The following is a 22796-nucleotide window of genomic DNA, read 5'->3' on the forward strand; positions in this document are numbered from 1 at the left end:
CGAGAGGCCCCACCAATCGGTTTGTGCGATGATCGGTCGATCATCACTCCTGGTGCCCGGCACATGTCCGCCCTGTTCACGCTGGTTACTCGTGAGACGGGACCGATTGGACATGGCGGCCAAATAGGCACGCGTAGTCAGCGCACAAAGCGCTGCTGGGGATAGCGTATCACCGACGGGAGCGCTCGGGCGACCGTGCCGTGTGACCGGCTCCTCCACCGGACCTGACCTCTGGAGATGTACACCGATGCAGCCGAGGCCCGGCGGTTGCCCGAGCCCGGCGGCAGGGTGGGGGCATGCAGAATCTGCGCGCGCTGGCGGCATCCGCTCTCGTTACTGTGATCGTCGTGTTTGGTGCTGGGCCGGCGTCGGACGCCGTGTCAGCCGGGACTTCGTCGTCAGCCGCAGCGACCACAACGGATGACTGGCGTTGGCCGCTCGCGGAACCCCACCGGTTGATCCGTGGGTTTGTGGCGCCGGAATCACAGTATGCGGGCGGCCATCGCGGGATCGATCTGGCGGCCGCGGCGAACGAGAAGGTGTTTGCTGCCCACGACGGCGTGGTGTCCTTCGCGGGCCGAGTCGTCGATCGGTCGGTGCTGTCGATCATGCAGCCGAACGATGTGATCACGACGGTCGAGCCGGTGGACGCCGTAGTCGCTGTGGGCGATCATGTTCGGGCCGGGCAGCTGATCGGCATCGTCGCGAGCGGCGGTCATTGCCCGCCCGGGTGTCTGCACTTCGGTGTTCGTCAGCACGGCTGGTACGTGTCGCCACTACTCTTCCTGGGAAATGTGCCGCGCGCGGTGTTGTTGCCCGCCGTGCCATGACCGCGACTGGGTCATGCGGTCAGGCGCGGGGGTGGGCGAGTCCGTAGCTGGCTTTGAGGCGTTCAGCCGAGACGTGGGTGTAGATCTGGGTGGTACCGAGGCTGACGTGACCGAGCAGTTCCTGTACGGCGCGCAGGTCGGCTCCGCCGTCGAGCAGGTGGGTGGCAGCGGTGTGGCGCAGGGCGTGCGGTCCGGCCGGGCCGGTGCCGCCGATTGCGTCGAGGAGGGCAGCAACGAGGCGATAGACCCCGCGCACGCCGAGTCGCCGGCCTGTGCGGCCCAGGAGCAACGCGACGGCATTGGGTGCCGTCGCGCTGTTGGGCGGCGCTCCAGCTTGTGCGAGCAGCGCCGGCCGGGCTTGGCGCAGGTACTCAACGAGGGCGCGTTTTGCCGGCACCCCGAACGGAACCACGCGTTCCTTGGCGCCCTTGCCGGTGACCCGCACGGTCAGCCGATCCAGGTCAACGTCGGGCAGATCGAGACCCACGAGCTCGGAGACGCGCAGCGCCGAGGCGTAGAGCAGCTCGACAATCGCGAGATCGCGCAGTGCGAGCGCCTCTCCACCACTGGCGCGCGCCGCCAAGAGATCGAGCAGATCGGTCATCTGGGTGTGGGTGATGACCCGCGGCAGGGTGCGCCCCGGCTTCGGCGAGCGCAGGCGGGCCGCCGGGTCGGCGCTGTCGTCATGGCTGCGCGCCAGCCACGCGGTGAAGCTGCGCGCCGACGCCGACCGGCGAGCCAGGGTGGCCCGGGCCAGGCCGGCCTGGGTGGCAGCCCAGAGCCATTCCCGCAGCAGTTCGAGACTGAGGTCAGCGGATGCCTCGACGCCCCGGTCGCCGGCAAACCCGGCCAGTTGGTTCAGGTCGGTGCGGTAGGCCCGCAGCGTGTGCACCGAGTAGCCGCGCTCAGCGCTGAGGTAGCGCAGAAACTCGTCGATGTCGTTGTTCAGCTGCACCGTGTGGTTCCCTTCACTGCTGGCGAGAAAAGGCCTCCCGGCGGCCTTCGGGGGTGAGCACAGCCAGCTGATCGACATAGGCAGCAGGAAAGTGCGTGACGGCGACGAACTCTCCGATCGGCAGCTGGGAGTGCGTGATCTGGTCGGTGTAGACGTGCACGAGGTTGAGCGTCTGAGCGCCGTTCACCCCGGTGAGTTCACGGTCGGGGGCGCCGAGGTCCATCGTGTAGCAGGTCGCAGCCGCGACCGATACCGGGATACCGGCGAACAGACCCTGGGTGGAATAGTGCAGGTGCCCGCCGAGGATGGCCCGCACATCACTGCCCACCAGTACGGCGGCCAGTCGCGGCTGGTCCTGCAGTTCGAGCACGCTCATCAATGGCAACGGGGTGGGTATCGGCGGGTGGTGCAGGGCCAGAATCGACCCGCGCGGGGACGGCGTTGACAGAACCGCGCGCAGCCATTCGAGCTGGGCATCGGTGATCTCACCGTGGTGATAGCCCGGAACGCTCGTGTCGAGGACGATGATGCGCAGGCCATCGAGGTCGTGCACTTGATCGACGGGGGCCTGATCGACGGGCTCCCCAACGCCGCCCAACTGCGTCTCGCCGAGAAGCTCGGTACGAAACGGTTCGCGCTGATCGTGGTTTCCCATCACCCAGACGATCGCCGCCCCCCATTGCGCGGCTGCAGCCTCAACGATGCCGCGAATGCGGCGGTAGGCATCCGCTTCGCCGCGATCGGCCACGTCACCGGTGAGGATGAACGCGTCGGGGCGAATGCCCGAGCGGTGCAGCTGCTCGAAGGCACGATGCACGGTCTGGTCGGTGTCGACGGCTCCGTAGAGCGCCGCGCCGTCGCCCAGAAAATGGGTGTCACTGACATGCACCAGAATTTTCTCGGCGGGCGCGTACTGACCCAGCTGCACGGCTGCCATGAATCACCTTTCGTCGGTCTTCAGACTACGGGCAGCCACCGACAGCCGAGTCAGAACACCGGCAGCACCGACACCGTGTTGTCGTCGTAATTGGTGATGCCCACCTTGCTGCCGTCGGGGGTGACCACGAGGCTCGTCGGGGTATGCCCGACCGGGATGCGACTGAGCACCCGGTTGGTGGCGGTACTGATCGTGACGATGGTGTTGTTCTCGGTCGACAGCACGTAGAGTTTCGTTCCGTCCGGACTCACCGTCAGGGCGCCGGGGGCGGTGATGGCGATGCTGGCCCGCACCCGATTCGTGGCGGTGTCTATGACTTCCACGGCATTGGACGGCCCGGTGAGCAGGTCGCGTCCGAGGCTGGCGTAGACCGTCTTACCGTCGGGTGACGGTGCCGACGCGATCGGCGGGTGCGAGGTGTTGAACTCCCCGAGCGGTCCCTGGGGCGCGGCCGTGTCGATGATCAGCACGCCGTAGTCGTCGCCGTTGCTCAGGTAGACCTTCTTTCGATCAGCGCTCGGAGTGAGTTCACCTACCGGGGCACCGGTGAAGATCGGCTCGGCGAGCGAGCGGGTGGCGATGGTCGCCACAGTGATATCGAACAGTGAGTCCGAACCGCCGACGTAGAGCGATTTGCCGTCGGGGGTGGCCACGAGGTCACCGCAGGCGCCGGCCTGGAAGGAGTAGGCGACCGTGTTTGTGGCAATGTTCAGGGCGTAGATCTTTTCGTCGCTGCAGGTGCTCACGAACACCTGTTTCTGGTTGGTCGACACTGCGAGAGCTCGGGGGGTGCCGCCCAGCGGAATGGTGGCGACGACTGTGCCGGTGGCCGTGTCGATCACCGAGACCGTACGCGCGCCGGCGTTGGCGACGTACGCCCAGCGGCCGTTTTTCGTCACGACGAGCTCGCGCGGATTGGCACCGACGGCGATCGTGGCCGGAGCGACGGTCTTGGTCGACGCGCTCGTCTTCGAGACCGTCTGATACCCGATCTTGGTGCCGGTGACGGTCACGGTGACGCGCTTGCCCACCTGGGTGTTGGAGGGCGTGAAAGTGGATGCCGTGGCGCCCGGAACCGCCACACCATTCACCTTCCAGCGGTAGGACAGCGTTACCGGTGCCGGTTTCCAGGTGCCCGGGGAGGCGGTCAGCCGCCGACCAGCCTGCGGTATTCCGCTGATGGTGGGAATCGGCGTTGCGGTCAACTGGCTGGCTGCGGGCTGAATCGCGGTCGGCTGGCTCATCGTGCGGGGCGCGCTGGCCGCGGGGTTTGCGAGCGCCGCCGGAGTGGAGGCCAAGACGGCCGCTCCAACGGTGAGAACGGTGAGTGCGAAGCCGAGGCCTCGACGTTGGACGGCTACTGGTGCGCTCATGACATCCACTTCTCTGAAAATTCTGACAGTCGACAGGGTGGGGCAATTGGCGATGTTGCGGGTTACAGTAGCCCCGTCACCGACCGGCGACAAGGGCGCATGGGCGCGCTATCATGGCACCATGTCTGCCCAGCCGGACGCCTATTTCGAGGCTCTGGATCGTGCGCTGCTGCACGCCCAGGCCTGGCTTGCGTCGCTTCCTTCCCGCCCGGTCGGCCCCCGCGTCGACGCCGATACCCTGGCCGCGCTGTCGGCTGGCCCGCTGCCCCCGGCCCCGACCCCTGCGGCTGACGTCATCGATGAACTCGCTTCGTTTGCCGAACCCGGCCTGATGGCGATGCCGTCCGGCCGGTTCTTCGGCTGGGTCATTGGCGGAACCCTGCCGGCGGCCCTCGCCGCCGATTGGCTGGTCACCGCATGGGATCAGAATGCCGGAATGCGCTTCGCCACGCCCGCGACCGCCGTGCTCGAGGAGACCGCCGGCGGCTGGCTCCTCGACCTGCTGGGGCTACCGCCGGGAGCGGATGTCGGATTCACAACGGGCGCGACCATGGCCAATTTCGTCGGTCTCGCCGCCGGTCGACAGTGGGTACTCGAGCAGGCCGGGTGGGAAATCGACCGGGACGGCCTGACGGGCGCTCCCCGGGTGCGGGTCTTTGTGGGCGTCGAGCGTCACGAGGTCATCGATCTCACGCTGCGCTACCTCGGTCTCGGGGCGCCGATCGTGGTGGATGTCGACGCTGAGGGGCGGTTACGGCCCGACGCCCTCGCCGAGCTACTGAATGCCAGCTCCGGCCCGGCGATCGTCTGCCTTCAGGCCGGCAACGTGCATTCCGGAGCGTCTGACCCGATGGGTGCGGCGATCGACGTGGCCCGCCGGCACGGAGCCTGGGTGCACGTCGACGGCGCGTTCGGCCTGTGGGCGGCGGCCAGTCCGCGGTCTCGCGACCAGCTGACCGGTCTGGAACGGGCTGATTCCTGGGCCACCGACGCCCACAAAACCCTCAACGTTCCCTACGACTGCGGGGTGGCGATCGTGTCGCGGCCCGAGGTGGTGCGCCGGGTCTTCGGCGTGCACACCAGCTACCTCATCGCCGCGGACGCTGCAGGCGAACACCGCAGCCCCGGCGACCCGTTCGAGAAGGTGCCCGAATTATCCCGTCGGGCACGGGGCGTTCCGGTCTGGGCGGCGCTTCGATCCCTCGGCCGCGCCGGCACGATTGCTCTGGTCGACGGTCTCGCCGCGAACGCAAGGGCCCTGGCCGACGGCCTTCGGGTCATTCCGGGCGTTGAGGTGCTCAACGAGGTCGTGTTCACGCAGGTGTGCGTGAGCTTCGGCAGCGACGATCGCACCCGACGGGTGACCCAGCAACTCATTGCCGACGGTTCGGCCTGGATGTCGGGGTCGCGCTGGCACGACCGGGACATCCTGCGCATCTCGGTGAGCAACTGGTCGACGGATGCCGCGGACGTCGCGCTGTCCCTCGCCGCAGTGGCGCGGGCCTGCGCGGCAGTGGATGTTGACCCTGCACGATCAGCCGACGCGAAGGCGATCCCGCCCCGGCCGACAGCAGCGAGCACTCCCCACGCGACCGACGATCAAGACTGAGCCCTAGGCCCGCCGCACCCAGCCGGCCTCCCGCTCCTGGGCAGCCCCGTCGAGATCGAGCCCGCCGAGGGCACCGCGCACTGCCGCGCTTGACAGCCCGGCCCGACGGGACAGGTCGGCGACCGTGCGCGGCGAGCGCCCGCTCAGGGCATCGAACACGCGGATCTGGTCGCTCGTGCGCGGTATCGGGCCCGGCCCGGCATCGGTGACAGCAAAGTCGAGGGGCACCTGGATCGACCGCTCCCCGACGAGCTCGGCCATCTCCGTCGGGCTGGTCACGCAGACCGCGGCGAACTCGCGAATGAGACGGTGGCAGCCGGCCGAGGTGGGGCTCGTGATGGGACCCGGTACGGCGCCGAGCGGCCGACCCAGCGCGGAGGCATGACCGGCCGTGTTGAGGGAGCCCGACCGCCAGCCCGCCTCCAGTACGACCGTCGCCGCGCTCGCCGCAGCAATCAACCGGTTTCTCTGCAGAAAGCGCCACTTCGTGGGTGCGGCGCCGCAGGGCAGCTCGGAGACAACCGCCCCGGAGGCGACGATTCGGGTGAGCAGGGAGTCGTGGCCACTCGGGTAGAACCGGTCGACTCCCCCGGCCAGAAAGGCCACGGTCACGCCGTCGCTGGCCAGTGCGGCCCGGTGGGCCATGCCGTCGATGCCATAGGCGGCACCGGAGACGACCGCGAAACCGCGGTCGACCAACCCGGCCGAGGCTTCCATGGCGATGTGCTCGCCATAGCCGGTGGCCGCCCGCGCCCCGACCAGCGCGATCGAGTTAGGCAGCGCGGCCAGGGCGCCGGGTACGCCGCGCCACCACAACGCGAGCGGCGCATGCTGTTCGAGGTCGCCGAGCGAAGACGGCCACAGGGCATCCGTGGCCAGCAGCAACCGGGCATCGACACGGGCCGCTTGCTGCAGCGAGCGGATGACGTCACCCGAGTTGAGCCGCGGCCGCCAGCGCTGCAGCCCCGCGTCGAGGGCCAGCTCCAGCTCGGCGCTGGTGTGAGCATCCGCTTCGGTGGGATCGGCGCTGGGACCGGCCGCAAAGACGAGATCGGGCCCGTCCGGGTCTTCGCCGAGCGCGTCTCGCACGAGCGCGCCGATGCGCACCGGGCTCCACGACTCGAGAATGGCGGTCAGGGCCACGCTCGCGCCAAGGCTCGCCACGAGCAAGCCCGCCGTACCGTCACCGGGTTCGGCAATGCCCGACCAGGCCGCGCGGGCGAAGACCTCGCCGGCCGCGGCGGAGTCAGCGTTGTCGCCAGCGTCAACCGGCATTCCACGGCGTACGCCCGCAGTGAGCTGACTCACCCGGGTTTCGTCGAGCCCGAACAGCGTCATGATGAAATTCCTTTGCGTAGGTAGAGGGCTTGGCCGACCTGGTCAGGGCCGGGAATGGTGAGACCGTCGTAGTCGGCCAGGGTCCACGCGATGCGCAGCACCCGGTCGTAGCCGCGCATGGTGATTCCGCCACGTTCAAGCGCGCGGTCGAGGCCGGCGGTGGTGCTCGGGGCCAGGCGCACTGCCGCGCCGCGCAGCCAGGGGCCCGGAACTTGGGAGTTCAGCCTCCAGGCGGTGCTGCGAAGCCGCTCGGCCGCGGCAGCCCGCGCGGTGACCACCCGCTCTCGGGCGGTGGCACTCGTCATCCGCTGGGTGCCCGCGGCGAGGCGCAGCTGGGCGGCGGTGATTCGTTTGACGTTGAGTTGAATGTCGATGCGGTCAAGCAACGGCCCGGAGATGCGGGCGAGGTAGCGGCGGCGGGCGTTCGGCGGGCAGGTGCAGCTCAGATCGCCAGCGCCATACTGCCCGCACGGGCACGGGTTGGCCGCCATGACCAGTTGAAACCGGGCGGGAAAGTGCGCGACGGCATTGGCCCGGTGAATGCTGATCCAGCCGGATTCCAGCGGCTGACGCAGGGCGTCAAGCACCGGTGAGGCGAATTCGGGAGCCTCGTCGAGGAACAGAACGCCGTGCGAGGCCTGCGACGCGGCCCCCGGCCGAATCTGCCCGTTGCCACCGCCCACCATGGCGGCGGCTGTCGCGGTGTGATGGGGTGCTTCCCACGGCGGCCGAGTAATCAGGGTGTCGCCCAGTCCCAGGCCGCTGAGCGAGCGCAGCGAGCTGACCTCGAGCGAGCTCGCCGGGTCGAGGTCAGGCAACAGCCCGGGCAGGCGGGCCGCAAGCATTGTCTTTCCGGCTCCGGGCGGGCCGAGCAGAAACACGTGATGCCCGCCGGCGGCGGCAATCTGCAGGGCCAAAATGGCGTCGTCGTTGCCGATCACGTCGGCCAGGTCGGGCTCGGCAACCAGATCGGTCGGCACTGTTGCGGCCAGAATCGGCTCAACCGGTATCGGGGGCAGTTGGGCGCCGTGAAAGATCGCCGCATCGCGCAGCGACGTGACACCGATCACCCGAACATCGGGCACGAGTCGGGCCTCGGCCTCGTTGCCGATCGGCACCATCACAGTGGTGTGACCGAGGCGGGCGGCCGTCATCACCCCGGGAAGAATGCCCGGCGTCGGCCGCAGCCGACCATCGAGGGCGAGTTCGCCGAAATGCACGACCTTACCGACCGATTCGCCCGAAACGGTGCTGTCAGCCGCCAGGCAGGCCAACGCGATCGCGAGGTCGAAGCCGGCGCCGTGTTTGGGCAACGCGGCCGGCGACAGATTGATGGTGAGACGGTGAACGGTGAGGGGGCATCCGCTGTTGGCCGCCGCGGCGCGCACCCGCTGAGTCGCCTGCGCCAGGGCGGCATCGGGCAGACCGATCAGAATCATGCCCGGTAGTTGCGCGGAGATGTCGGCCTCGACCTCGACGAGTGCTCCGGTCAGGCCGAGCATCGCGACGGCGTGGGTGCGGGCGATTCCCATCAGAACACACCCTCGAGGTGTTCGATGACCGGTTCACGGCCCCTCGGCGCGATCACAGCGATGACGTCGAGCCGAATCTGGCGCGGCCAGCGCTCGGCCGCCACGCACCAGACGGCTGCGAGTCGGCGCATCCGGGCCAGCTTTTTCACGGTGATCGCCTCAAACGGATGCCCGAAGCGCACGCTACTGCGCGTCTTCACCTCGACGAAGACCACGGCCGCGCCGCGCTGTACGACGAGGTCGATCTCTCCCTCCGCACACCGCCAGTTGCGGGTGAGGATGGTGTAGCCGGCACCCTGAAGAAAAAGCGCGGCCTGCTCTTCGCCGAGTTTGCCGAGTTCGTCCTTGCGCGCCACGAGTGCCTCCGAACACCAGAGTGCGCGCTCACGTGTGGCCGAGGGTGGGCCGCCGCCACATTCGTGGACAGTCGCGCGGCCCGGGCCCCTGTGGAGGAGAGGCTATTCGTCGTGCATGACGAACAGGCGGCGCACGACGTCGCCGGCAACGAGCGCGTCGAGGCTCTCGTTGAGGTCAGTGAGCGGTCGGGTGTCGGTGTGCAGCAGTTCGACCGGCAGTTTGCCGTCCCGCCACAGCTGCAGGTAGGCCGGGACGTCGCGGCTGGGCACGGAGTCGCCCATGTACGAGCCGAGCAGCCGGCGGCCCAGCCCGGCGAACTGCAACGCCGGGGTGGTGATGGTCTGCTCGGGGTGCGGCAGGCCCACCGAGACGAGCGCGCCGCCCCGGGTGAGCAGGGCGAGGCTCGCCTCCATCACCCGGGCACTGCCGACGGCCTCGATGGCGAGGTCGACGCCATCGCCCGCGTATTCACGCACCAGTTCGCCCGCCTGGTCGGGCGAGCCGGCATGGTCGGCGCCGCAGCGGATGGCCAGCGCCTGCTTTTCGGGCAGCGGATCGATCGCGATGACGGTGCTGCCGGCCACCTGGGCGGCGGCCATGACAGCCATCAGACCGACCGCGCCGAGTCCGAACACGATCACAGACTGGCCGGACGTGAGGGCGCCGGTATTGAGCACGGCGCCGATGCCGGTGAGGGCCGCGCAGCCGAACATGGCGGCGATGTCGAACGGAACATCCTGGTCGATCGGCACGACCGATTCGCGGGCGACGACCGCGTACTGCGAGAACGCCGAGACCCCCAGGTGGTGGTTGACGCGTTCGCCCTCGCCGCCGATCAGCACGGCCGGTCCGTGCAACAGGTCGCCGGATCCGTTGGCCTCGGCGCCGCGGTGGCACAGCGCCGGGCGCCCAGCCAGGCAGGCCCGACAGGCACCGCAGCTCGGCACGAAGACCAGCACGACCCGGTCGCCGATGGCCAGATCGTCGACGCCGTCGCCGAGTGCCGTCACTGTGCCGGCGGCCTCGTGGCCGAGCGCCATCGGCAGCGGGCGTAGGCGCGACCCATCGATGACCGAAAGGTCGGAGTGGCACAGGCTGGCGCGTTCGATGCGCACAAGCACCTCGCCGGTCCGCGGCGTCGGCACCGGAATCCGTTCGAGCGTCAGCGGTCGGCTCTGTGCATAGGGGCGCGAGGTGCCGGCTTCGCGAAGAATCGTACTGAGCATCGTTGCTGGAGTCATTGTTCCAACCTAACGCCCGACGCGACGTACGCTGGGCTTATGACTGTGGGCAACCGGCTGACCGATCTGGGCATGCGCGCGATGAACGGCGTACACCGGATGCTGCTTTTCGTCTCCGGCGGACGCCTCGGCTGGACTATCGGTACCATGGCCGCCGTCGAGCTGCACACGATCGGCCGCACGAGCGGGCAGCGTCGATCGACGATGCTGACAGCACCGGTGCACGAGGGCGGAAGGTATGTGCTCGTGGCGTCCAAGGGCGGCGACGACCGGCATCCGTTCTGGTACAGCAATCTCGTGGCCCAGCCCGATGTAGAGCTCACCATTCGCGGAGTGACGCGGCCGTTTCGGGCGCGCACCGCGACATCCACCGAGAAAGCCGAGCTGTGGCCGCGCATCGTCGCCGCCTACGCCGGTTATCGGAAGTACCAGACGAAAACCGACCGCGACATCCCCGTGGTCATCTGCGACCCCCGCCCCTAAAATACGGACGGGGCCTGGGCCCCGTCCGACTCAGAGCATTAGGCGACCGGCTCGAGCGCCTCGACCAGGATGGGCGGGAAGATCGGCGCGTGCACGCCGGACATCTCCTCGAGCACCCGAATCACCTGGCAGCTGTAGCCGTATTCGTTGTCGTACCAGACGTAGAGTACGGCCTTCTGGTCGGTGACGATCGTGGCCAAGCCATCGACGATGCCAGCGCGACGCGAGCCGAGGAAGTCGCTCGAGACCACCTCGGGCGAGTCGATGAAGTCGATCTGGCGGTGCAGCGAGGAGTGCAGCGACATCGTGCGCAGGTAGGTGTTGAGCTCCTCCTTATCGGTCGCGCTGGCCAGGTTCAGGTTGAGGATAGCCATCGACACGTCGGGCGTGGGAACGCGGATCGCGTTGCCGGTGAGCTTACCGGCCAGCTCCGGCAGGGCCTTGGCCACGGCCTTGGCGGCACCGGTCTCGGTGATCACCATGTTGAGCGCGGCTGAACGGCCCCGACGGTCACCGGAGTGGAAGTTGTCGATGAGGTTCTGGTCATTCGTGAACGAGTGCACGGTTTCGACGTGGCCGTCGATGATTCCGTAGCGATCGTTGACGGCCTTCAGGACCGGGGTGATCGCGTTCGTGGTGCAGGACGCCGCGGTGATGATGCGGTCGGTCGGCAGAATGTCCCCGTGGTTGATGCCGTGCACGATGTTCTTGAGCGCGCCTTTGCCCGGCGCGGTGAGCAGCACCCGGGCAACGCCGGGGCATTTCAGGTGCTGGGAGAGGCCCTCTTCGTCGCGCCACTTGCCGGTGTTGTCAACGACGATGGCATCGTGGATGCCGTACTGGGTGTAGTCGACGCTGGCCGGGTCGCCGGAGTAGATCACCTGGATGAGTGTGCCGTTGGCGAGGATGGTGTTGTTCTCTTCGTCGATGGTGATCGTGCCCTCGAACGGGCCGTGCACCGAGTCGCGGCGCAGCAGGCTGGCCCGCTTGACCAGGTCGTTGGCCGAACCGCGGCGCACGACGATCGCGCGCAGGCGCAGGCCCTGCCCGCCGCCGGCGTGTTCGATCAGGATGCGCGCGAGCAGGCGCCCGATACGGCCGAAACCGTAGAGCACAACGTCGGTGCTGGTGCGACCGTCGAGTCCGTGCTGGCCGACGACGTCGGCGAGTTCAGCGCGGAGGTATTCTTCCAGGGTGACTCGGCTGTTTTGCTCGCGAAAACCGAGCGCGAGGCGCGCGAGGTCGATCGACGCAGCCCCCAGATTGAGGCCGTCGATGGCCTGCAAAATGGGGAGGGTCTCTTCGAGCGGAAGCTCGACATCCGCTATGTGACGGGCGAAGCGATGTGCTTTGAGCAGACCAACGACCGATTTGTTGACCAGACCGCGTCCGTAGACGCTCGTCACCACGGTGTTGTCCCGGTAGAGGCGCCCGATCAGAGGAATCATCGCCTCGGCGAGAGCCTCGCGGTTGCTCCACAGAGCACGGGCACGATCAGCGTCCTGGATCACAGGGTTGCCTTCCTAAACCTTCGTCGGTCCTGTCCGGCCACCCGAGGCCCCGGAGTCATTCCTCACTCGTCGAGCGCAAGTTCCTTGGGAAGTTCGAAGTCTTTCGACGCGAGCTCTTCCACGTTGACGTCCTTGAAGGTCAGCACACGCACCGATTTCACGAATCGATCCGAGCGGTAGACGTCCCAGACCCAGACGTCCTTCATGGTCAGTTCGAAGTAGAAATCGTGTTCCGTGTCACGGCGCACCAGTTCGACCTCGTTCGCGAGGTAGAAGCGTCGTTCGGTTTCGACGACGTACTGGAACTGACCAACGACGTCTCGATATTCCCGGTACAGGGCCAACTCGACCTCGCGGTCGTAGTCCTCGAATTCGTCTTCTTCCATGGTGATCTCATCTTACGCTGAGATTTTGAGCCACGATTTTCGGTGTAGAGGGCTCGGCCCGAGCAGGTCGATCGCGCTCATGTGTGCCGCGCTGCCGTAGCCCTTGTTCGACGCCCAGCCGTAGCCGGGAGCGCCATCGTGTGCGGCGATCATCAGACGGTCGCGGTGCACCTTAGCAATAACGGATGCCGCCGCCACCGACCCGCAATCCCGGTCGGCTTTGATGCGGGTCACGACGCTCAACGGGGTGGCCAGGGCCTTGTTCAGCCAGTCGTCGCTGCCATCGAGCAGCACGATGCTGCCGGCCACATCGACACCCTGCAGGTATAGATCGGACAGGGCACGCTTACCGGCCAGCCCGAGGCAGGCGATGATGCCGAGTTCATCGACCTCGGCGGCCGAGGCGAGCCCGACGGCCGAGTGCGTCGCCCACTGCGAGGCGAGGGGGGCGAGAAGTTCCCGGCGCGGTTCGCTGAGCATCTTGGAATCGCGTAGTCCCACCGGCATGGCCAGAACGGATGCGTTCACCGCGGCAAATCCTACGGCCACTGGCCCGGCGAGAGCGCCGCGGCCCACCTCGTCACAGCCGATCACGAAGCTGGCGCCGGTGCGCAGCAGGTCGAACTCCACCTCGAGGGTGGGGTCGGACACGGCCACTACTCGGAGCCTTTGTCGGCTTGTTCCACCTCGCGGAACACATCGGGGTAGTCATCCAGCCAGGCCCAGCGGGCCAGCGGCCAGCTCACGACGAGGGCACGACCGACCACGTTTTCGATGGGGACGTAGCCCTTGCCGGCGGTGTCACCGTTGTAGCGGGAGTCCTTGGAGTTGTAGCGGTTGTCGCCCATCATCCAGAGCGAGTCCGCCGGGATGGTGACGTCGAAGTCGTCCTTGGACACCGTGGTCTCGCCGGCCGGCAGCAGCACGTAGGCCGACTCGTCGAGGGGAACATCGTTGACGCTCATCTGGCCGAGGGCGTTACAGCACACGACGTGGTCGCCGGGCAGCCCGATGACGCGTTTGATGAGGTGATCATTGCTGTCGGGAGCTGAGAGTCCAACGACCGAGAGCAGCCAGTCGGCGCCGGCCACGATCGGGTTTTGCACCACGTCCGCCTGGGGCAGCAACCATCCGCCCGGATCCTTGAACACGATGACGTCGCCGCGAGTGATCGGAATCAGCTCCGGTTCGAGCTGGTTCACGATGATGCGGTCGTTGATCTGCAAGGTGTTCTCCATCGACCCGGAGGGGATATAGAACGACCGGATCAGGAAGGTCTTGATCAGGAAGGAGATGAGCAGTGCGACCACGAAAATGATCAGGAGGTCGCGGATGAACAGTAAGACGCTGCGCTTCTTGCTGGACGCCTTCTTACTGCGAGACTTCTTCGACCCTGTCACCCGATGATCGGACCTGGAGGCGAGCACTTCATCTGTCATTTAACCGCCTGAGCTCCCCATCAGTTTAGGTGATGGGGAGCTCAGTGAAGAATCCGGTTGGATCTTAGTAGGCGCGAAAGTTAGCGCTTTTCCTTGATCTTGGCCTTCTTGCCACGCAGGTCGCGCAGGTAGTACAGCTTCGCGCGACGAACATCGCCGCGGGTCACGATCTCGATGTGGTCGATGACCGGGGAGTGCACCGGGAAGGTACGCTCGACGCCGATCTGAAAGCTGACCTTGCGAACGCAGAACGTTTCGCGCACGCCTTCGCCGGAGCGGCCGATGACGACTCCCTGGAAGACCTGGATACGAGAGCGGGTTCCCTCAATAATGTTGACGTGAACCTTGACGGTGTCGCCGGCACGGAAGTCAGGAAGATCTGTCTTCAGCGATGGGGCGTCTACCGCGTCGAGAATATGCATGTTGTTTCGCTCTCTGTACCCGCCACAGGTCGACTACGCTAGGTGCTTCATTCGAAGCAATCAGTATAAGGATGTGCGCCGCACAAAGCAGGTTCCCCTGTGGCAGAGTCCTGCAGCGGCACAATCGCCTATTCTGCCATGAACTGACGCGCACTGCAAAGCGGGGCGGGCAGGTTAGGGCCGGTCGCGCTTTTCTTCGATGATGATGGTCTCGGGGGTGCCGGGTCGTCCGAAGGGCGCGCCGCGGCCGGGCAGTGGATGCTGCGGCCCGGCCGGCGCAGACCGGCCCTGCGCAGACTGCCCGCGCGCCTGCTGTTCCACCAGGTCGACCATGGCGCGCATGCGACGCCGGGCAGCGGCGAACAGCTCCCAGACGGCGAACCAGAACACGGCCAGCCCGCCGATGATGACGAGCACACTGAGCCAGCCGGCGGCATCCGTTGAAAAGGGAATTGCGATGATGAGCAGGTGCCAGAGTGCAAGCACGCCGACATCGGCGTAGGAGACCGCCCGGGTTTCGCGGACCTCTTTGCGCGCGTAGATGACGAGTGCCACCAGCAGTAGCCCGAGGCCGATCAGAACGGCTCCGAAGAAGATGCCCAGGACCGCCCAGGCACCGGAGCCAAATATGGCGGAACCGACGAGAAGCCAGAGCGGCAGGGCTCCGGCGGCAAGAAATTGCCAGTGGTAGAAGGCACGGCGGATGATCACGACCCCAAGTTTATCGACGGGGACTGACACTAACCTTGGCGTTCGCTGGAGGCAGAAGGTTGTGCTCTAGATTGTGCGCGGCAATAGATCGGGGCGCACCCGTTCGGTGCGTTCGATCTGCTGCTGGCGCCGCCAGGTGCTGATGGCGCCGTGGTTGCCGCTGAGCAACACCGGCGGCACTTCGAGGCCGCGCCAGCTGGCCGGCTTGGTGTAACTCGGGTATTCGAGCAGGCCGTCTTCGTGGGATTCCTCGACGAGGCTCGCGGGATTGCCGACGACACCGGGAATGAGCCTGCCGATCGCTTCGATCATGGCCATGACGGCGACCTCTCCCCCGTTGAGCACGTAGTCGCCGAGGCTGACCAGGCGCACCCGGCCGCGCTGTGAGTAGTGGTCGACCACACGCTGGTCGATGCCCTCGTAGCGGCCGCAGCCGAAGACGAGGTGCTGCTCGAGGGACAGCTCGCGGGCCATCGCCTGGGTGAACTGGTCGCCCGCCGGTGAGGGAAAGATGAGGATGGGGCCGCCCTCGGCCTGTGCAGCGGGCGCAGCAGCGGGCGCATCGGAACCGAGAATGGCGTCCAGGGCCGCGCCCCACGGCTCCGCCTTCATGACCATTCCGGCACCGCCGCCGTAGGGGGTGTCATCGACCGAGTGGTGCCGGTCAATGGTGGAGTCGCGCAGATTGTGCACGCCCAGATCAATCAGTCCGCTCTGCCGGGCCTTGCCGAGCAGAGACAGATCGAGCACATCGAAGAATTCGGGAAAAATGGTGACAATATCGATGCGCATGGTCAAATTCTAGAAGAGTCCGGCGCTCTCTTTCGCCTCGAGGTATCGGTCGAGAACCAGATCAACCAACGGAGCGGGGGCGGATTCCCCCGGCAGGAGCAGCGGAGCGGTGACCAGGTCGGCGCCGACGCTCTGGGCGCGGGTCAGGTCGAAGAAGAATCCGGGAGCCACGAGATAGGTGCTGACGGTGACGTTGGCGCTCCGGAGCCGGGCCCCGGTGACGGCGCAGGCCAGTCGCGGCGTTGCGGCCGAGAGAAAGCCCACGGTGACGCGCACGCCGAGGCGCTGTTCCAGCAGGCCGCCGACCGTGCGGCAGTCGTGCACTGCGCGGGAATCGCTCGAGCCGGCGGCGGCGAGCACGATCTCCTGGCCGCGTACCCGCCTGTCGAACCCGTCGGCCAGAAGGCGCTGCACCAGCACGTCGATGAGTCGGTCGTCCGGGCCGAGCGCGCGCGACACCGTCGTCACGCGGTCGTGCGCACTGGTTTCACGTTGCAGGTCGACGTGGACGTGGTACCCGGCCGAGAGCAGCAGGGGCACTACGACAGCGGCGCAGTCCGGGCGTACCGCGCCAAGGCTCGCCGCGACATCCGGTTGCTGCACATCAACGAAACCCCCGGTCACAGCTAGATCGGGGCGGGCGAGGGAGACGGCCGAGACGAGAGCGGCGATGGCCGCCTGGCCGTCAGGCGAGTTGGTGCCGTGCGAGATGGCGACGAGCGCGGCGGGCAGCGGCGTGCTGATCGCAGCGCGGCGCCCGAAGGTGCTGCGCCGTTCAGTGTCGCGCCGTTCCCCAAGCAGGGTCATGCCGCAGCGAGTAGTTCAGTCTCGACCGCGACCTCGATATAGCCGCCGACAATGCGGGTCTCGTAGGTGTTCAGCACGAGGGTCGGGTTGGTGAAGCATTCGCCGGTACCGAGGTCGTAGACCTCTTTGTGCAGCGGTGAAGCGATGGTGGGGCGGTCTCCCTTGGACCCGACGATGCCGCGGGCCATGACGTTGGCCTCGGTGTGCGGGTCGCGGTGGTCGACGGCGTAGATCTCGGTGGGCGAGAGCAGAAATAAGGCGATCTGCTTCATGCGGATCAGTGCGGCTTCGCCCCAGCTGGGTTCCAGATCGGTCACGGCGCAGGCGCGCTCCCAGACCACTGTGGGGCGGGTCATGGTCGTTGTCATGTCGGTCATCGTCATGGTGCGCTCCCAGGGAGTTTCTATCGGGGGTTGTCGCGTTTGTGCGTTGGTACCACGGTAGGCGAGCCATATTTCGGCTAGTCGCCCCCTATGTTTCCCCCGAGTGAAACCCGCCTCACAGCGGGAACGCCGCACTGTGGGGCTTTCGACCAGTACGGGACACACGTGCGACACGAGGGTGAAACTGCCCCGAACTACGCTCATGATCGCCCCGCTTTGAAAGGATGCTGATGCCAGCTTCTCGTGAAACCGCCTCCGCGTATTCTGCCCCAGACCCTGCGGCTCCCGCTATGGATTCGACGCACGCCGTCACATCGACGACCCCAGCGGATGCCGCCAGCGCCGATCCAGACGCCCCGCGCCGCGTCATCGTTATCGGCGGCGGCCCGGCCGCGCACCGCCTCACCGACGCGCTGCACTCCCGCGACACCGAGCACGCCCTCTCGATCACCGTGCTGGCCGAAGAAAACCACCGACCCTACGACCGGGTCGCGCTGAGCCAGCGCCTGGCCGGCCTGATCGACCTCACCCTCGAGCCCACGGCCCCGTGGAACAGCGAACGCATCGCGCTGCGCATCAACGAACGGGCCACAAGCATCGACCGGCTCGCCCGCACAGTCACGACGTCGACCGGCGCGGTGCTGCAGTACGACGACCTCGTGCTCGCCACCGGTTCCAGTGCCCCCGTACCGGAGCTGCCCGGCCGCGAACATATTCGGGTGTACCGCACCCTCGACGACGTCGACGCCCTCGTCGACGAACTCGCCGCTCTGACCGCCTCACTCGGCCGCACCCCCAAGGTCGTCGTGGCCGGCGGCGGTCTGCTCGGCCTCGAAGCGGCCGGCGGACTGCACAAGCTCGGCGCCGAATCGGCCATCGTGCACTCCGGCGGCTGGCTCATGTCCGCCCAGCTCGACGAGGGCGGCGGACAGTCGCTCGGCCGGCTCATCGTTGCCCAGGGCATCGAACTGCACCTCGGCACCCGCGCCCGCACCATCCTCACCAACGACGACAACACCGCCGTGACCGGCCTGCAGCTCGGCGACGGCCGCGACATCGCCGCCGACATGGTCGTCTACGCGATCGGCATCTCGCCTCGCGACGAACTGGCCCGCGATGCCGGGCTCACCGTGGGCACCCGCGGCGGCGTCACGATCGGCAACGACTGCCGCACCAGCGACCCGGGCATCTGGGCGATCGGCGAGGTCGCCAGCTGGAACGATCGCTGCGTGGGCCTCGTCGCCCCGGCCAACGCCATGGCCGAGGTCGTCGCCGACCGTCTGCTCGGCGGCATCGCCGAGTTCACGACCGTCGACGATGCCACCAAGCTCAAGCTGTCCGGCGTCGACGTCGCGAGCTTCGGCGACGCCCTCGCGACGACGCCCGGCTCGCTGGAAATCGTCTACGCCGACCCGGCCCGTGGGCTGTACCAAAAGCTTGTCATGACCGACGACGCCCAAATCCTGCTCGGCGGCATCTTCGTCGGTGACGCCACGCCCTACTCGGCACTCCGCCCGATGGTGGGCCGACAGCTCAGCAGCGAGCCCGCCGCCTACCTCTCAGCCGCCGGCGCCGAGGCCCCGGCTGGCGACGAACTGCCCGACGACGCCCTGGTCTGCTCCTGCAACATGGTCTCGGCCGGCGCGGTGCGAAATGCCGTTCGCGGCGACGACCACACCGATGCCTGTACCGAGCTCGGCGCGCTCAAGGTCTGCACGCGGGCCGGCACCCAGTGCGGTTCGTGCGTGCCGCTGGTCAAGAAGATCCTTGAGGCCGAGCTGACGGCATCCGGTCAAACGGTCTCGCACGCCCTGTGCGAGCACTTCGAGCTGAGCCGCCAAGAGCTGTTCGAATCGGTGCGGGTGCTGGGGCTCACGTCGAGCGACGAGATCTTCTCCCGCTTCGGCACTGGTCGTGGCTGTGATGTCTGCAAGCCAGCCGTCGGCTCCATCCTGGCCAGCCAGAACACCTCCTACATTCTTGATGCCGGCCGCGGCACCCTGCAGGACACCAACGACCGCGCCATGGCCAACATGCAGAAGGACGGCACCTACTCGGTGGTCCCCCGCATTCCGGGTGGCGAGATCACCCCGACCAAACTGGCCGTGATCGCCCAGGTCGCGCTCGACTTCGACCTCTATACCAAGATCACGGGCGGACAGCGCATCGACCTGTTCGGCGCCCGGCTGGAACAGCTGCCCGACATCTGGCGCATTTTGGTGGACGCTGGCTTCGAGTCGGGGCAGGCCTACGGCAAAGCGCTGCGCAACGTGAAGTCCTGCGTCGGCTCCACCTGGTGCCGGTTCGGCGTGCAGGATGCCGTCGGCCTCGCGATTCGGCTCGAATTGCGCTATCGCGGCCTGCGCGCGCCGCACAAGTTCAAGTTCGGGGTGTCGGGCTGCGCCCGCGAGTGCGCCGAAGCCCGGGCCAAGGACGTCGGCATTATCGCGAGCGACAACGGCTGGAACATGTACGTCGGCGGCAACGGCGGTTTTCAGCCGGCGCACGGGCAGCTGCTCGCGACCGACCTCGACGAAGAAACCCTGATCAAGTACATCGACCGCTACATGATGTACTACATTCGCACGGCCGATCGGATGCAGCGCACCGCCCGCTGGATGGAGGACCTCGAGGGCGGCCTCGAGCACGTGCGCGACGTCGTCATCAACGACTCGCTTGGACTGGCCGAGGAGCTCGAGCAGGCCATGCTCGCCCACGTCGACAACTACGAAGACGAGTGGGCGGCGACGCTCGCCGACCCGGAACGACTGCGCCGGTTTCGTTCCTTCGTGAACGCTCCGGCCGAACCCGACCCGAGCATCGCGCTCGTTACGGAGCGTGACCAAATAAGGCCGGCGACTCCGGCCGAACGGGCCTCGTCGAGTACTGTTCTCCTAAGTGGAAGCCGCATTCCCGTTCGAAAAGAGTAGGCAAATGACAGCCCAGAGTTCCCGTACGGCTGGGTCAGTCAGCTCCAGTTCAGTAGCCGCCGGCCCAGTGACCACCGGTCCCGTCACCCTGGTGGGTGGCGGCCCCGGTGCCGCTGAACTGCTGACCGTGGCCGCGGTGACCGCCCTCGCGCAAGCGGATGTCGTGTTGTTCGACCGCCTCGCGCCGAGCGACGACCTCGCCTCCCTCGCACCCCAGGCGACGCTCATCGACGTCGGCAAACGCGCCGGCAGCCACCCGGTCTCGCAGACCGGAATCGAAGAACTCATGGTCGAGCATGCCCTCGCCGGCAAACGCGTCGTGCGGCTCAAGGGCGGCGACCCCTATGTCTTCGGTCGCGGGAGTGAAGAAGTGCTCGCCTGCCACCGCAATGGCATCGCCGTCACCGTCATCTCCGGCGTCACGAGTGCGCTTGCGGTGCCGGCCGCGGCCGGAATCCCGCTGACCCACCGCGGCATCAGCCACGCCTTCACCGTGATCAGCGGCCACGCACCACTCACCGACAACGAACTCGAAGGACTCACCCTGCTCGGCAGCACCATCGTGGTACTCATGGGCGTCGGCACCCTGCCGACCCTCAGTCAGGGGCTGCTCCGGCACGGCATGTCGGCCGAGATGCCCGTGGCCATTATTGAACGCGGGTTCAGCGCCACCCAGCGCACCACCGTGAGCACACTGTCGGCGGTGCTGGCCGATGCCGCTGCCGCCGGCGTGCGCAGCCCCGCCGTGCTGGTCGTCGGCGAGGTCGTACGCCTCGCCTACAGCGGCGACGCCGCCGCCGAGGACCTCGTGGCCCGAGCGGCCGAGTTTGCGGGCACCGACTGATGACGGAAACGAACGATGTGCCCGCACCCGATCTGTACGCGCACCACGCGCGCCTGCCGGGTGCCGTCGAGCCGATCGAGGTCGCGGCACCGTTTCTGCAGCCGAACCAACTTGAGGGCTTTCGTATCGGCGTGACGAGTGATCGGCGCTCCAGCGACCTGATCGACGCCTTTGAGCGGCGCGGTGCGCGCGTTGTGCACGCGCCGACCCTGCGCATCGCGCACTCGCAGCAGGACGGCCCGCTGCTCGATGACACCCGCACCATGATCGCCGCGCGGCCCGATATTCTGCTCGCGACCACCGGTTACGGAGTGCGCCGCTGGTTCGAGGTGGCCGAGGCCGATGGTCTCGGCTCCGACCTGACCGACGCCCTGGCCGAGACGACCATCCTGGTGCGCGGGCCGAAAGCGCGTGGCGGCATTCGGGCGACCGGGCTGGGTGACTCCGGGATGAGCGATTCGGAGACGACGGCCTCGCTCGTTGACAAGGTTCTGGCCGAGTACCCGCCCGGGCTCACGATCGGAATCCAGGTGCACGGAGCCACCGACGAACAGCAGCTCGACCGGCTGCGCGCGGTGCACGAGCGCGTGCTCGTCGTCGCGCCGTACCGGTGGATCGCCGTCGACGACACCGACGAGCGGGTGTACAAACTGGTCGAGGCAATCTGTGCCCGCCAGCTGGACTGCGTCACGTTTACGAGTGCGCCGGCCGTGCACGCGCTGTTCACCGCGGCGGAAGGCATGGAGGTCTACCCCGAGCTACTCAAGGCGCTGCAGACCCAGGTCTGCGCGGCAGCGGTCGGCCCGGTGACCAGTGCCCCGCTGATCGCCGCGGGGATCGCACCCATTCAGCCGACCCGTTTTCGCATGGGCGCGCTAATTCGGCTGGTCTGCGAACACCTCGAGCAGAACATGATCGAGCGGGTCGAGACCCAGAACGGGCTCGTGCAGCTGCGCGGTTCGCTCGTGCAGGTCGGCGAGGAACGTGTGCAGCTGCCGCCGACGGCCCTCGCCATTCTGCGGGCGCTCGTGCGGGCACGCGGGGCGGTCGTCTCCCGTGAGGACCTCACGCTGGCCCTGGCCGGCGACTCCGACGACCATGCCATGGAGGTCTCGCTCAGCCGGCTGCGGCAGACGCTCGGCATTCCCGGGCTGGTCGCGACGGTGGTCAAGCGCGGCTACCGCCTCAACGTCTAGCCCAGGACGCACAGATGCCGGGCTGTTCCCGTGTGAAACACATCGGTACAGTCCGGCAGGGGTGCGGTCTGAGTCTTAGTCTGTCTTAAGAGCGGATGCCGCGGCATCCGTGTCAGAGTCAGTTTCAAGAGTAGGCTCAGCGTCAGTCGGGTCCTCGGGCAGCTCTTCGAGCAGCCCGGGCGGCGGCGTGATCGTGACTACGCCGTTTTTCACGTCGACGCTCGGCACGATGGCCTTCACGAAAGGGACCATGACGTCGCCGGTGGGCGTTTTCACGATCAACAAGTCTTGCGCGGGCATGTGCTCGAGGCGACCGATGGTGCCGATGCGCACACCGTCACGCATGACGGCGAGGCCGACCAGCTGGTGGTCGTACCAGGCGTCTTCTTCATCCGACTGCTCGGCGACGTCCGCGTCGATCCAGAGGATCGCCTTCGCGAGCGTTTCCGCCGCGCTGCGATCGACGACATCCTTGAAAAAACCGACCGCGTGCTGGTTATACCAGCGGAGCTCGACGAGTTCGATCGTCTTGCCGTGCCAGGCCGAGCCGGTCGGAACCTGCAGGGTGAACACGGCGCCCGGGACGAAACGTCGTCCCGGGTCATCCGTGAACAGTTCGAGCTTGATTGCTCCCTTGAGGCCGTGAGCCTTGGTCAGGCGCCCCACCCGTAACTGCTGGGTGCGGTCCTTCTCGCTGTCGTCCACAGTTGCGTCGTTCAC

The 22796-nt window shown here is 67.3% G+C and carries 23 protein-coding genes; 6 read left to right on the forward strand and 17 right to left on the reverse strand.

Annotated elements, in window-relative coordinates; translation table 11 throughout:
• The first annotated feature begins 296 nt into the window (after positions 1-296).
• Positions 297-830 carry a M23 family metallopeptidase gene (locus E3T29_RS04760; protein ID WP_134344306.1) on the forward strand — a complete coding sequence of 178 codons (534 nt, stop codon included), beginning with the start codon at positions 297-299 and terminating at the stop codon, positions 828-830.
• A gap of 19 nt (positions 831-849) precedes the next feature.
• Here the strand turns inward: E3T29_RS04760 and E3T29_RS04765 are convergent, their stop codons facing one another.
• From E3T29_RS04765 to E3T29_RS04775, 3 genes are read right to left on the reverse strand one after another with little or no spacing between them, the layout of a single operon-like run.
• A complete protein-coding gene (locus E3T29_RS04765; protein ID WP_241987637.1) occupies positions 850-1785 on the reverse strand; it encodes a tyrosine recombinase XerC in 936 nt (311 codons plus the stop codon).
• A 13-nt stretch (positions 1786-1798) separates the two neighbouring features.
• Entirely contained in the window at positions 1799-2722 is a 924-nt protein-coding gene (locus tag E3T29_RS04770; RefSeq protein ID WP_134344310.1) for a phosphodiesterase, read from the reverse strand.
• A gap of 50 nt (positions 2723-2772) precedes the next feature.
• Positions 2773-4095, reverse strand: a complete 1323-nt coding sequence (locus E3T29_RS04775; RefSeq protein WP_134344312.1) for a beta-propeller fold lactonase family protein — start codon at positions 4093-4095, stop codon at positions 2773-2775.
• Positions 4096-4216: 121 nt separating this feature from the next.
• On the opposite strand from E3T29_RS04775, the gene E3T29_RS04780 reads away from it, so the two are divergent.
• Entirely contained in the window at positions 4217-5704 is a 1488-nt protein-coding gene (locus E3T29_RS04780) for a pyridoxal-dependent decarboxylase (protein WP_134344314.1), read from the forward strand.
• A gap of 3 nt (positions 5705-5707) precedes the next feature.
• Here E3T29_RS04780 and dprA read toward each other — a convergent pair whose 3' ends face one another.
• The 4 genes from dprA to E3T29_RS04800 form a co-directional block, all read right to left on the reverse strand.
• On the reverse strand, positions 5708-7042 hold the full coding sequence (dprA, locus tag E3T29_RS04785; RefSeq protein WP_134344316.1) for a DNA-processing protein DprA: 1335 nt from the start codon (positions 7040-7042) through the stop codon (positions 5708-5710).
• Positions 7039-8574, reverse strand: coding sequence for a YifB family Mg chelatase-like AAA ATPase (locus tag E3T29_RS04790; protein WP_134344318.1), 1536 nt, complete (start codon positions 8572-8574; stop codon positions 7039-7041). The genes dprA and E3T29_RS04790 overlap by 4 nt, the downstream gene beginning before the upstream one ends.
• Entirely contained in the window at positions 8574-8930 is a 357-nt protein-coding gene (locus tag E3T29_RS04795; protein ID WP_134344320.1) for a YraN family protein, read from the reverse strand. Before E3T29_RS04795 ends, E3T29_RS04790 begins: the two co-directional genes overlap by 1 nt.
• Positions 8931-9032: 102 nt before the next feature.
• Positions 9033-10172 carry an alcohol dehydrogenase catalytic domain-containing protein gene (locus tag E3T29_RS04800; protein WP_134344322.1) on the reverse strand — a complete coding sequence of 380 codons (1140 nt, stop codon included), beginning with the start codon at positions 10170-10172 and terminating at the stop codon, positions 9033-9035.
• Between the two features lie 39 nt (positions 10173-10211).
• Between E3T29_RS04800 and E3T29_RS04805 the strand changes: the two genes are divergently transcribed.
• A complete protein-coding gene (locus E3T29_RS04805; RefSeq protein WP_134344324.1) occupies positions 10212-10655 on the forward strand; it encodes a nitroreductase family deazaflavin-dependent oxidoreductase in 444 nt (147 codons plus the stop codon).
• A gap of 38 nt (positions 10656-10693) precedes the next feature.
• Here the strand turns inward: E3T29_RS04805 and E3T29_RS04810 are convergent, their stop codons facing one another.
• The 9 genes from E3T29_RS04810 to nirD form a co-directional block, all read right to left on the reverse strand.
• On the reverse strand, positions 10694-12166 hold the full coding sequence (locus E3T29_RS04810) for a glyceraldehyde-3-phosphate dehydrogenase (RefSeq protein WP_134344326.1): 1473 nt from the start codon (positions 12164-12166) through the stop codon (positions 10694-10696).
• A gap of 62 nt (positions 12167-12228) precedes the next feature.
• Positions 12229-12552 (reverse strand): DUF2469 family protein, encoded by a 324-nt coding sequence (locus E3T29_RS04815; RefSeq protein WP_022886464.1) that lies wholly within the window; start codon positions 12550-12552, stop codon positions 12229-12231.
• A gap of 12 nt (positions 12553-12564) precedes the next feature.
• Complete coding sequence (locus E3T29_RS04820; protein ID WP_134344327.1) at positions 12565-13209, reverse strand: ribonuclease HII; 645 nt, start codon at positions 13207-13209, stop codon at positions 12565-12567.
• Positions 13209-13991, reverse strand: a complete 783-nt coding sequence (lepB, locus tag E3T29_RS04825) for a signal peptidase I (RefSeq protein WP_134344329.1) — start codon at positions 13989-13991, stop codon at positions 13209-13211. The genes E3T29_RS04820 and lepB overlap by 1 nt, the downstream gene beginning before the upstream one ends.
• A gap of 80 nt (positions 13992-14071) precedes the next feature.
• The gene (gene rplS, locus E3T29_RS04830) at positions 14072-14413 is read right to left on the reverse strand and encodes a 50S ribosomal protein L19 (protein WP_092341190.1); all 342 of its coding nucleotides are present in this window, start codon (positions 14411-14413) and stop codon (positions 14072-14074) included.
• A gap of 174 nt (positions 14414-14587) precedes the next feature.
• On the reverse strand, positions 14588-15124 hold the full coding sequence (locus E3T29_RS04835) for a hypothetical protein (RefSeq protein WP_134344331.1): 537 nt from the start codon (positions 15122-15124) through the stop codon (positions 14588-14590).
• 66 nt (positions 15125-15190) lie between these two features.
• The gene (gene trmD, locus E3T29_RS04840) at positions 15191-15916 is read right to left on the reverse strand and encodes a tRNA (guanosine(37)-N1)-methyltransferase TrmD (RefSeq protein ID WP_092341192.1); all 726 of its coding nucleotides are present in this window, start codon (positions 15914-15916) and stop codon (positions 15191-15193) included.
• Positions 15917-15925: 9 nt separating this feature from the next.
• A complete protein-coding gene (locus E3T29_RS04845) occupies positions 15926-16723 on the reverse strand; it encodes a sirohydrochlorin chelatase (RefSeq protein ID WP_134344333.1) in 798 nt (265 codons plus the stop codon).
• The gene (gene nirD, locus E3T29_RS04850) at positions 16720-17106 is read right to left on the reverse strand and encodes a nitrite reductase small subunit NirD (RefSeq protein ID WP_092341194.1); all 387 of its coding nucleotides are present in this window, start codon (positions 17104-17106) and stop codon (positions 16720-16722) included. The genes E3T29_RS04845 and nirD overlap by 4 nt, the downstream gene beginning before the upstream one ends.
• 290 nt (positions 17107-17396) lie before the next feature.
• Here nirD and nirB point away from each other — a divergent pair, with 290 nt between their 5' ends.
• From nirB to E3T29_RS04865, 3 genes are read left to right on the forward strand one after another with little or no spacing between them, the layout of a single operon-like run.
• Positions 17397-20036 (forward strand): nitrite reductase large subunit NirB, encoded by a 2640-nt coding sequence (nirB, locus tag E3T29_RS04855; RefSeq protein WP_134344335.1) that lies wholly within the window; start codon positions 17397-17399, stop codon positions 20034-20036.
• A gap of 4 nt (positions 20037-20040) precedes the next feature.
• Positions 20041-20880, forward strand: a complete 840-nt coding sequence (gene cobA, locus E3T29_RS04860; protein WP_134344337.1) for a uroporphyrinogen-III C-methyltransferase — start codon at positions 20041-20043, stop codon at positions 20878-20880.
• On the forward strand, positions 20880-22076 hold the full coding sequence (locus tag E3T29_RS04865; protein ID WP_134344339.1) for a uroporphyrinogen-III synthase: 1197 nt from the start codon (positions 20880-20882) through the stop codon (positions 22074-22076). Before cobA ends, E3T29_RS04865 begins: the two co-directional genes overlap by 1 nt.
• A gap of 75 nt (positions 22077-22151) precedes the next feature.
• Here E3T29_RS04865 and rimM read toward each other — a convergent pair whose 3' ends face one another.
• Positions 22152-22796 carry a ribosome maturation factor RimM gene (gene rimM / locus E3T29_RS04870; RefSeq protein ID WP_241987638.1) on the reverse strand — a complete coding sequence of 215 codons (645 nt, stop codon included), beginning with the start codon at positions 22794-22796 and terminating at the stop codon, positions 22152-22154.

It is taken from the genome of Cryobacterium sp. TMT1-66-1 (assembly GCF_004403435.1).
Taxonomy (GTDB): domain Bacteria; phylum Actinomycetota; class Actinomycetes; order Actinomycetales; family Microbacteriaceae; genus Cryobacterium; species Cryobacterium flavum.

Bases quoted from the DNA above. Each gene is read 5' to 3' on its own strand.
- E3T29_RS04865 (WP_134344339.1), top strand. From the start codon at position 20,880: ATGACGGAAACGAACGATGTGCCCGCACCCGATCTGTACGCGCACCAC.
- E3T29_RS04780 (WP_134344314.1), top strand. From the start codon at position 4,217: ATGTCTGCCCAGCCGGACGCCTATTTCGAGGCTCTGGATCGTGCGCTG.
- dprA (WP_134344316.1), bottom strand. From the start codon at position 7,042: ATGACGCTGTTCGGGCTCGACGAAACCCGGGTGAGTCAGCTCACTGCG.
- nirB (WP_134344335.1), top strand. From the start codon at position 17,397: ATGGATTCGACGCACGCCGTCACATCGACGACCCCAGCGGATGCCGCC.
- E3T29_RS04845 (WP_134344333.1), bottom strand. From the start codon at position 16,723: ATGACCCTGCTTGGGGAACGGCGCGACACTGAACGGCGCAGCACCTTC.
- trmD (WP_092341192.1), bottom strand. From the start codon at position 15,916: ATGCGCATCGATATTGTCACCATTTTTCCCGAATTCTTCGATGTGCTC.
- E3T29_RS04770 (WP_134344310.1), bottom strand. From the start codon at position 2,722: ATGGCAGCCGTGCAGCTGGGTCAGTACGCGCCCGCCGAGAAAATTCTG.
- E3T29_RS04760 (WP_134344306.1), top strand. From the start codon at position 297: ATGCAGAATCTGCGCGCGCTGGCGGCATCCGCTCTCGTTACTGTGATC.
- lepB (WP_134344329.1), bottom strand. From the start codon at position 13,991: ATGACAGATGAAGTGCTCGCCTCCAGGTCCGATCATCGGGTGACAGGG.
- rplS (WP_092341190.1), bottom strand. From the start codon at position 14,413: ATGCATATTCTCGACGCGGTAGACGCCCCATCGCTGAAGACAGATCTT.
- cobA (WP_134344337.1), top strand. From the start codon at position 20,041: ATGACAGCCCAGAGTTCCCGTACGGCTGGGTCAGTCAGCTCCAGTTCA.
- E3T29_RS04805 (WP_134344324.1), top strand. From the start codon at position 10,212: ATGACTGTGGGCAACCGGCTGACCGATCTGGGCATGCGCGCGATGAAC.
- E3T29_RS04815 (WP_022886464.1), bottom strand. From the start codon at position 12,552: ATGGAAGAAGACGAATTCGAGGACTACGACCGCGAGGTCGAGTTGGCC.
- nirD (WP_092341194.1), bottom strand. From the start codon at position 17,106: ATGACGATGACCGACATGACAACGACCATGACCCGCCCCACAGTGGTC.
- E3T29_RS04800 (WP_134344322.1), bottom strand. From the start codon at position 10,172: ATGACTCCAGCAACGATGCTCAGTACGATTCTTCGCGAAGCCGGCACC.
- E3T29_RS04775 (WP_134344312.1), bottom strand. From the start codon at position 4,095: ATGAGCGCACCAGTAGCCGTCCAACGTCGAGGCCTCGGCTTCGCACTC.
- E3T29_RS04790 (WP_134344318.1), bottom strand. From the start codon at position 8,574: ATGGGAATCGCCCGCACCCACGCCGTCGCGATGCTCGGCCTGACCGGA.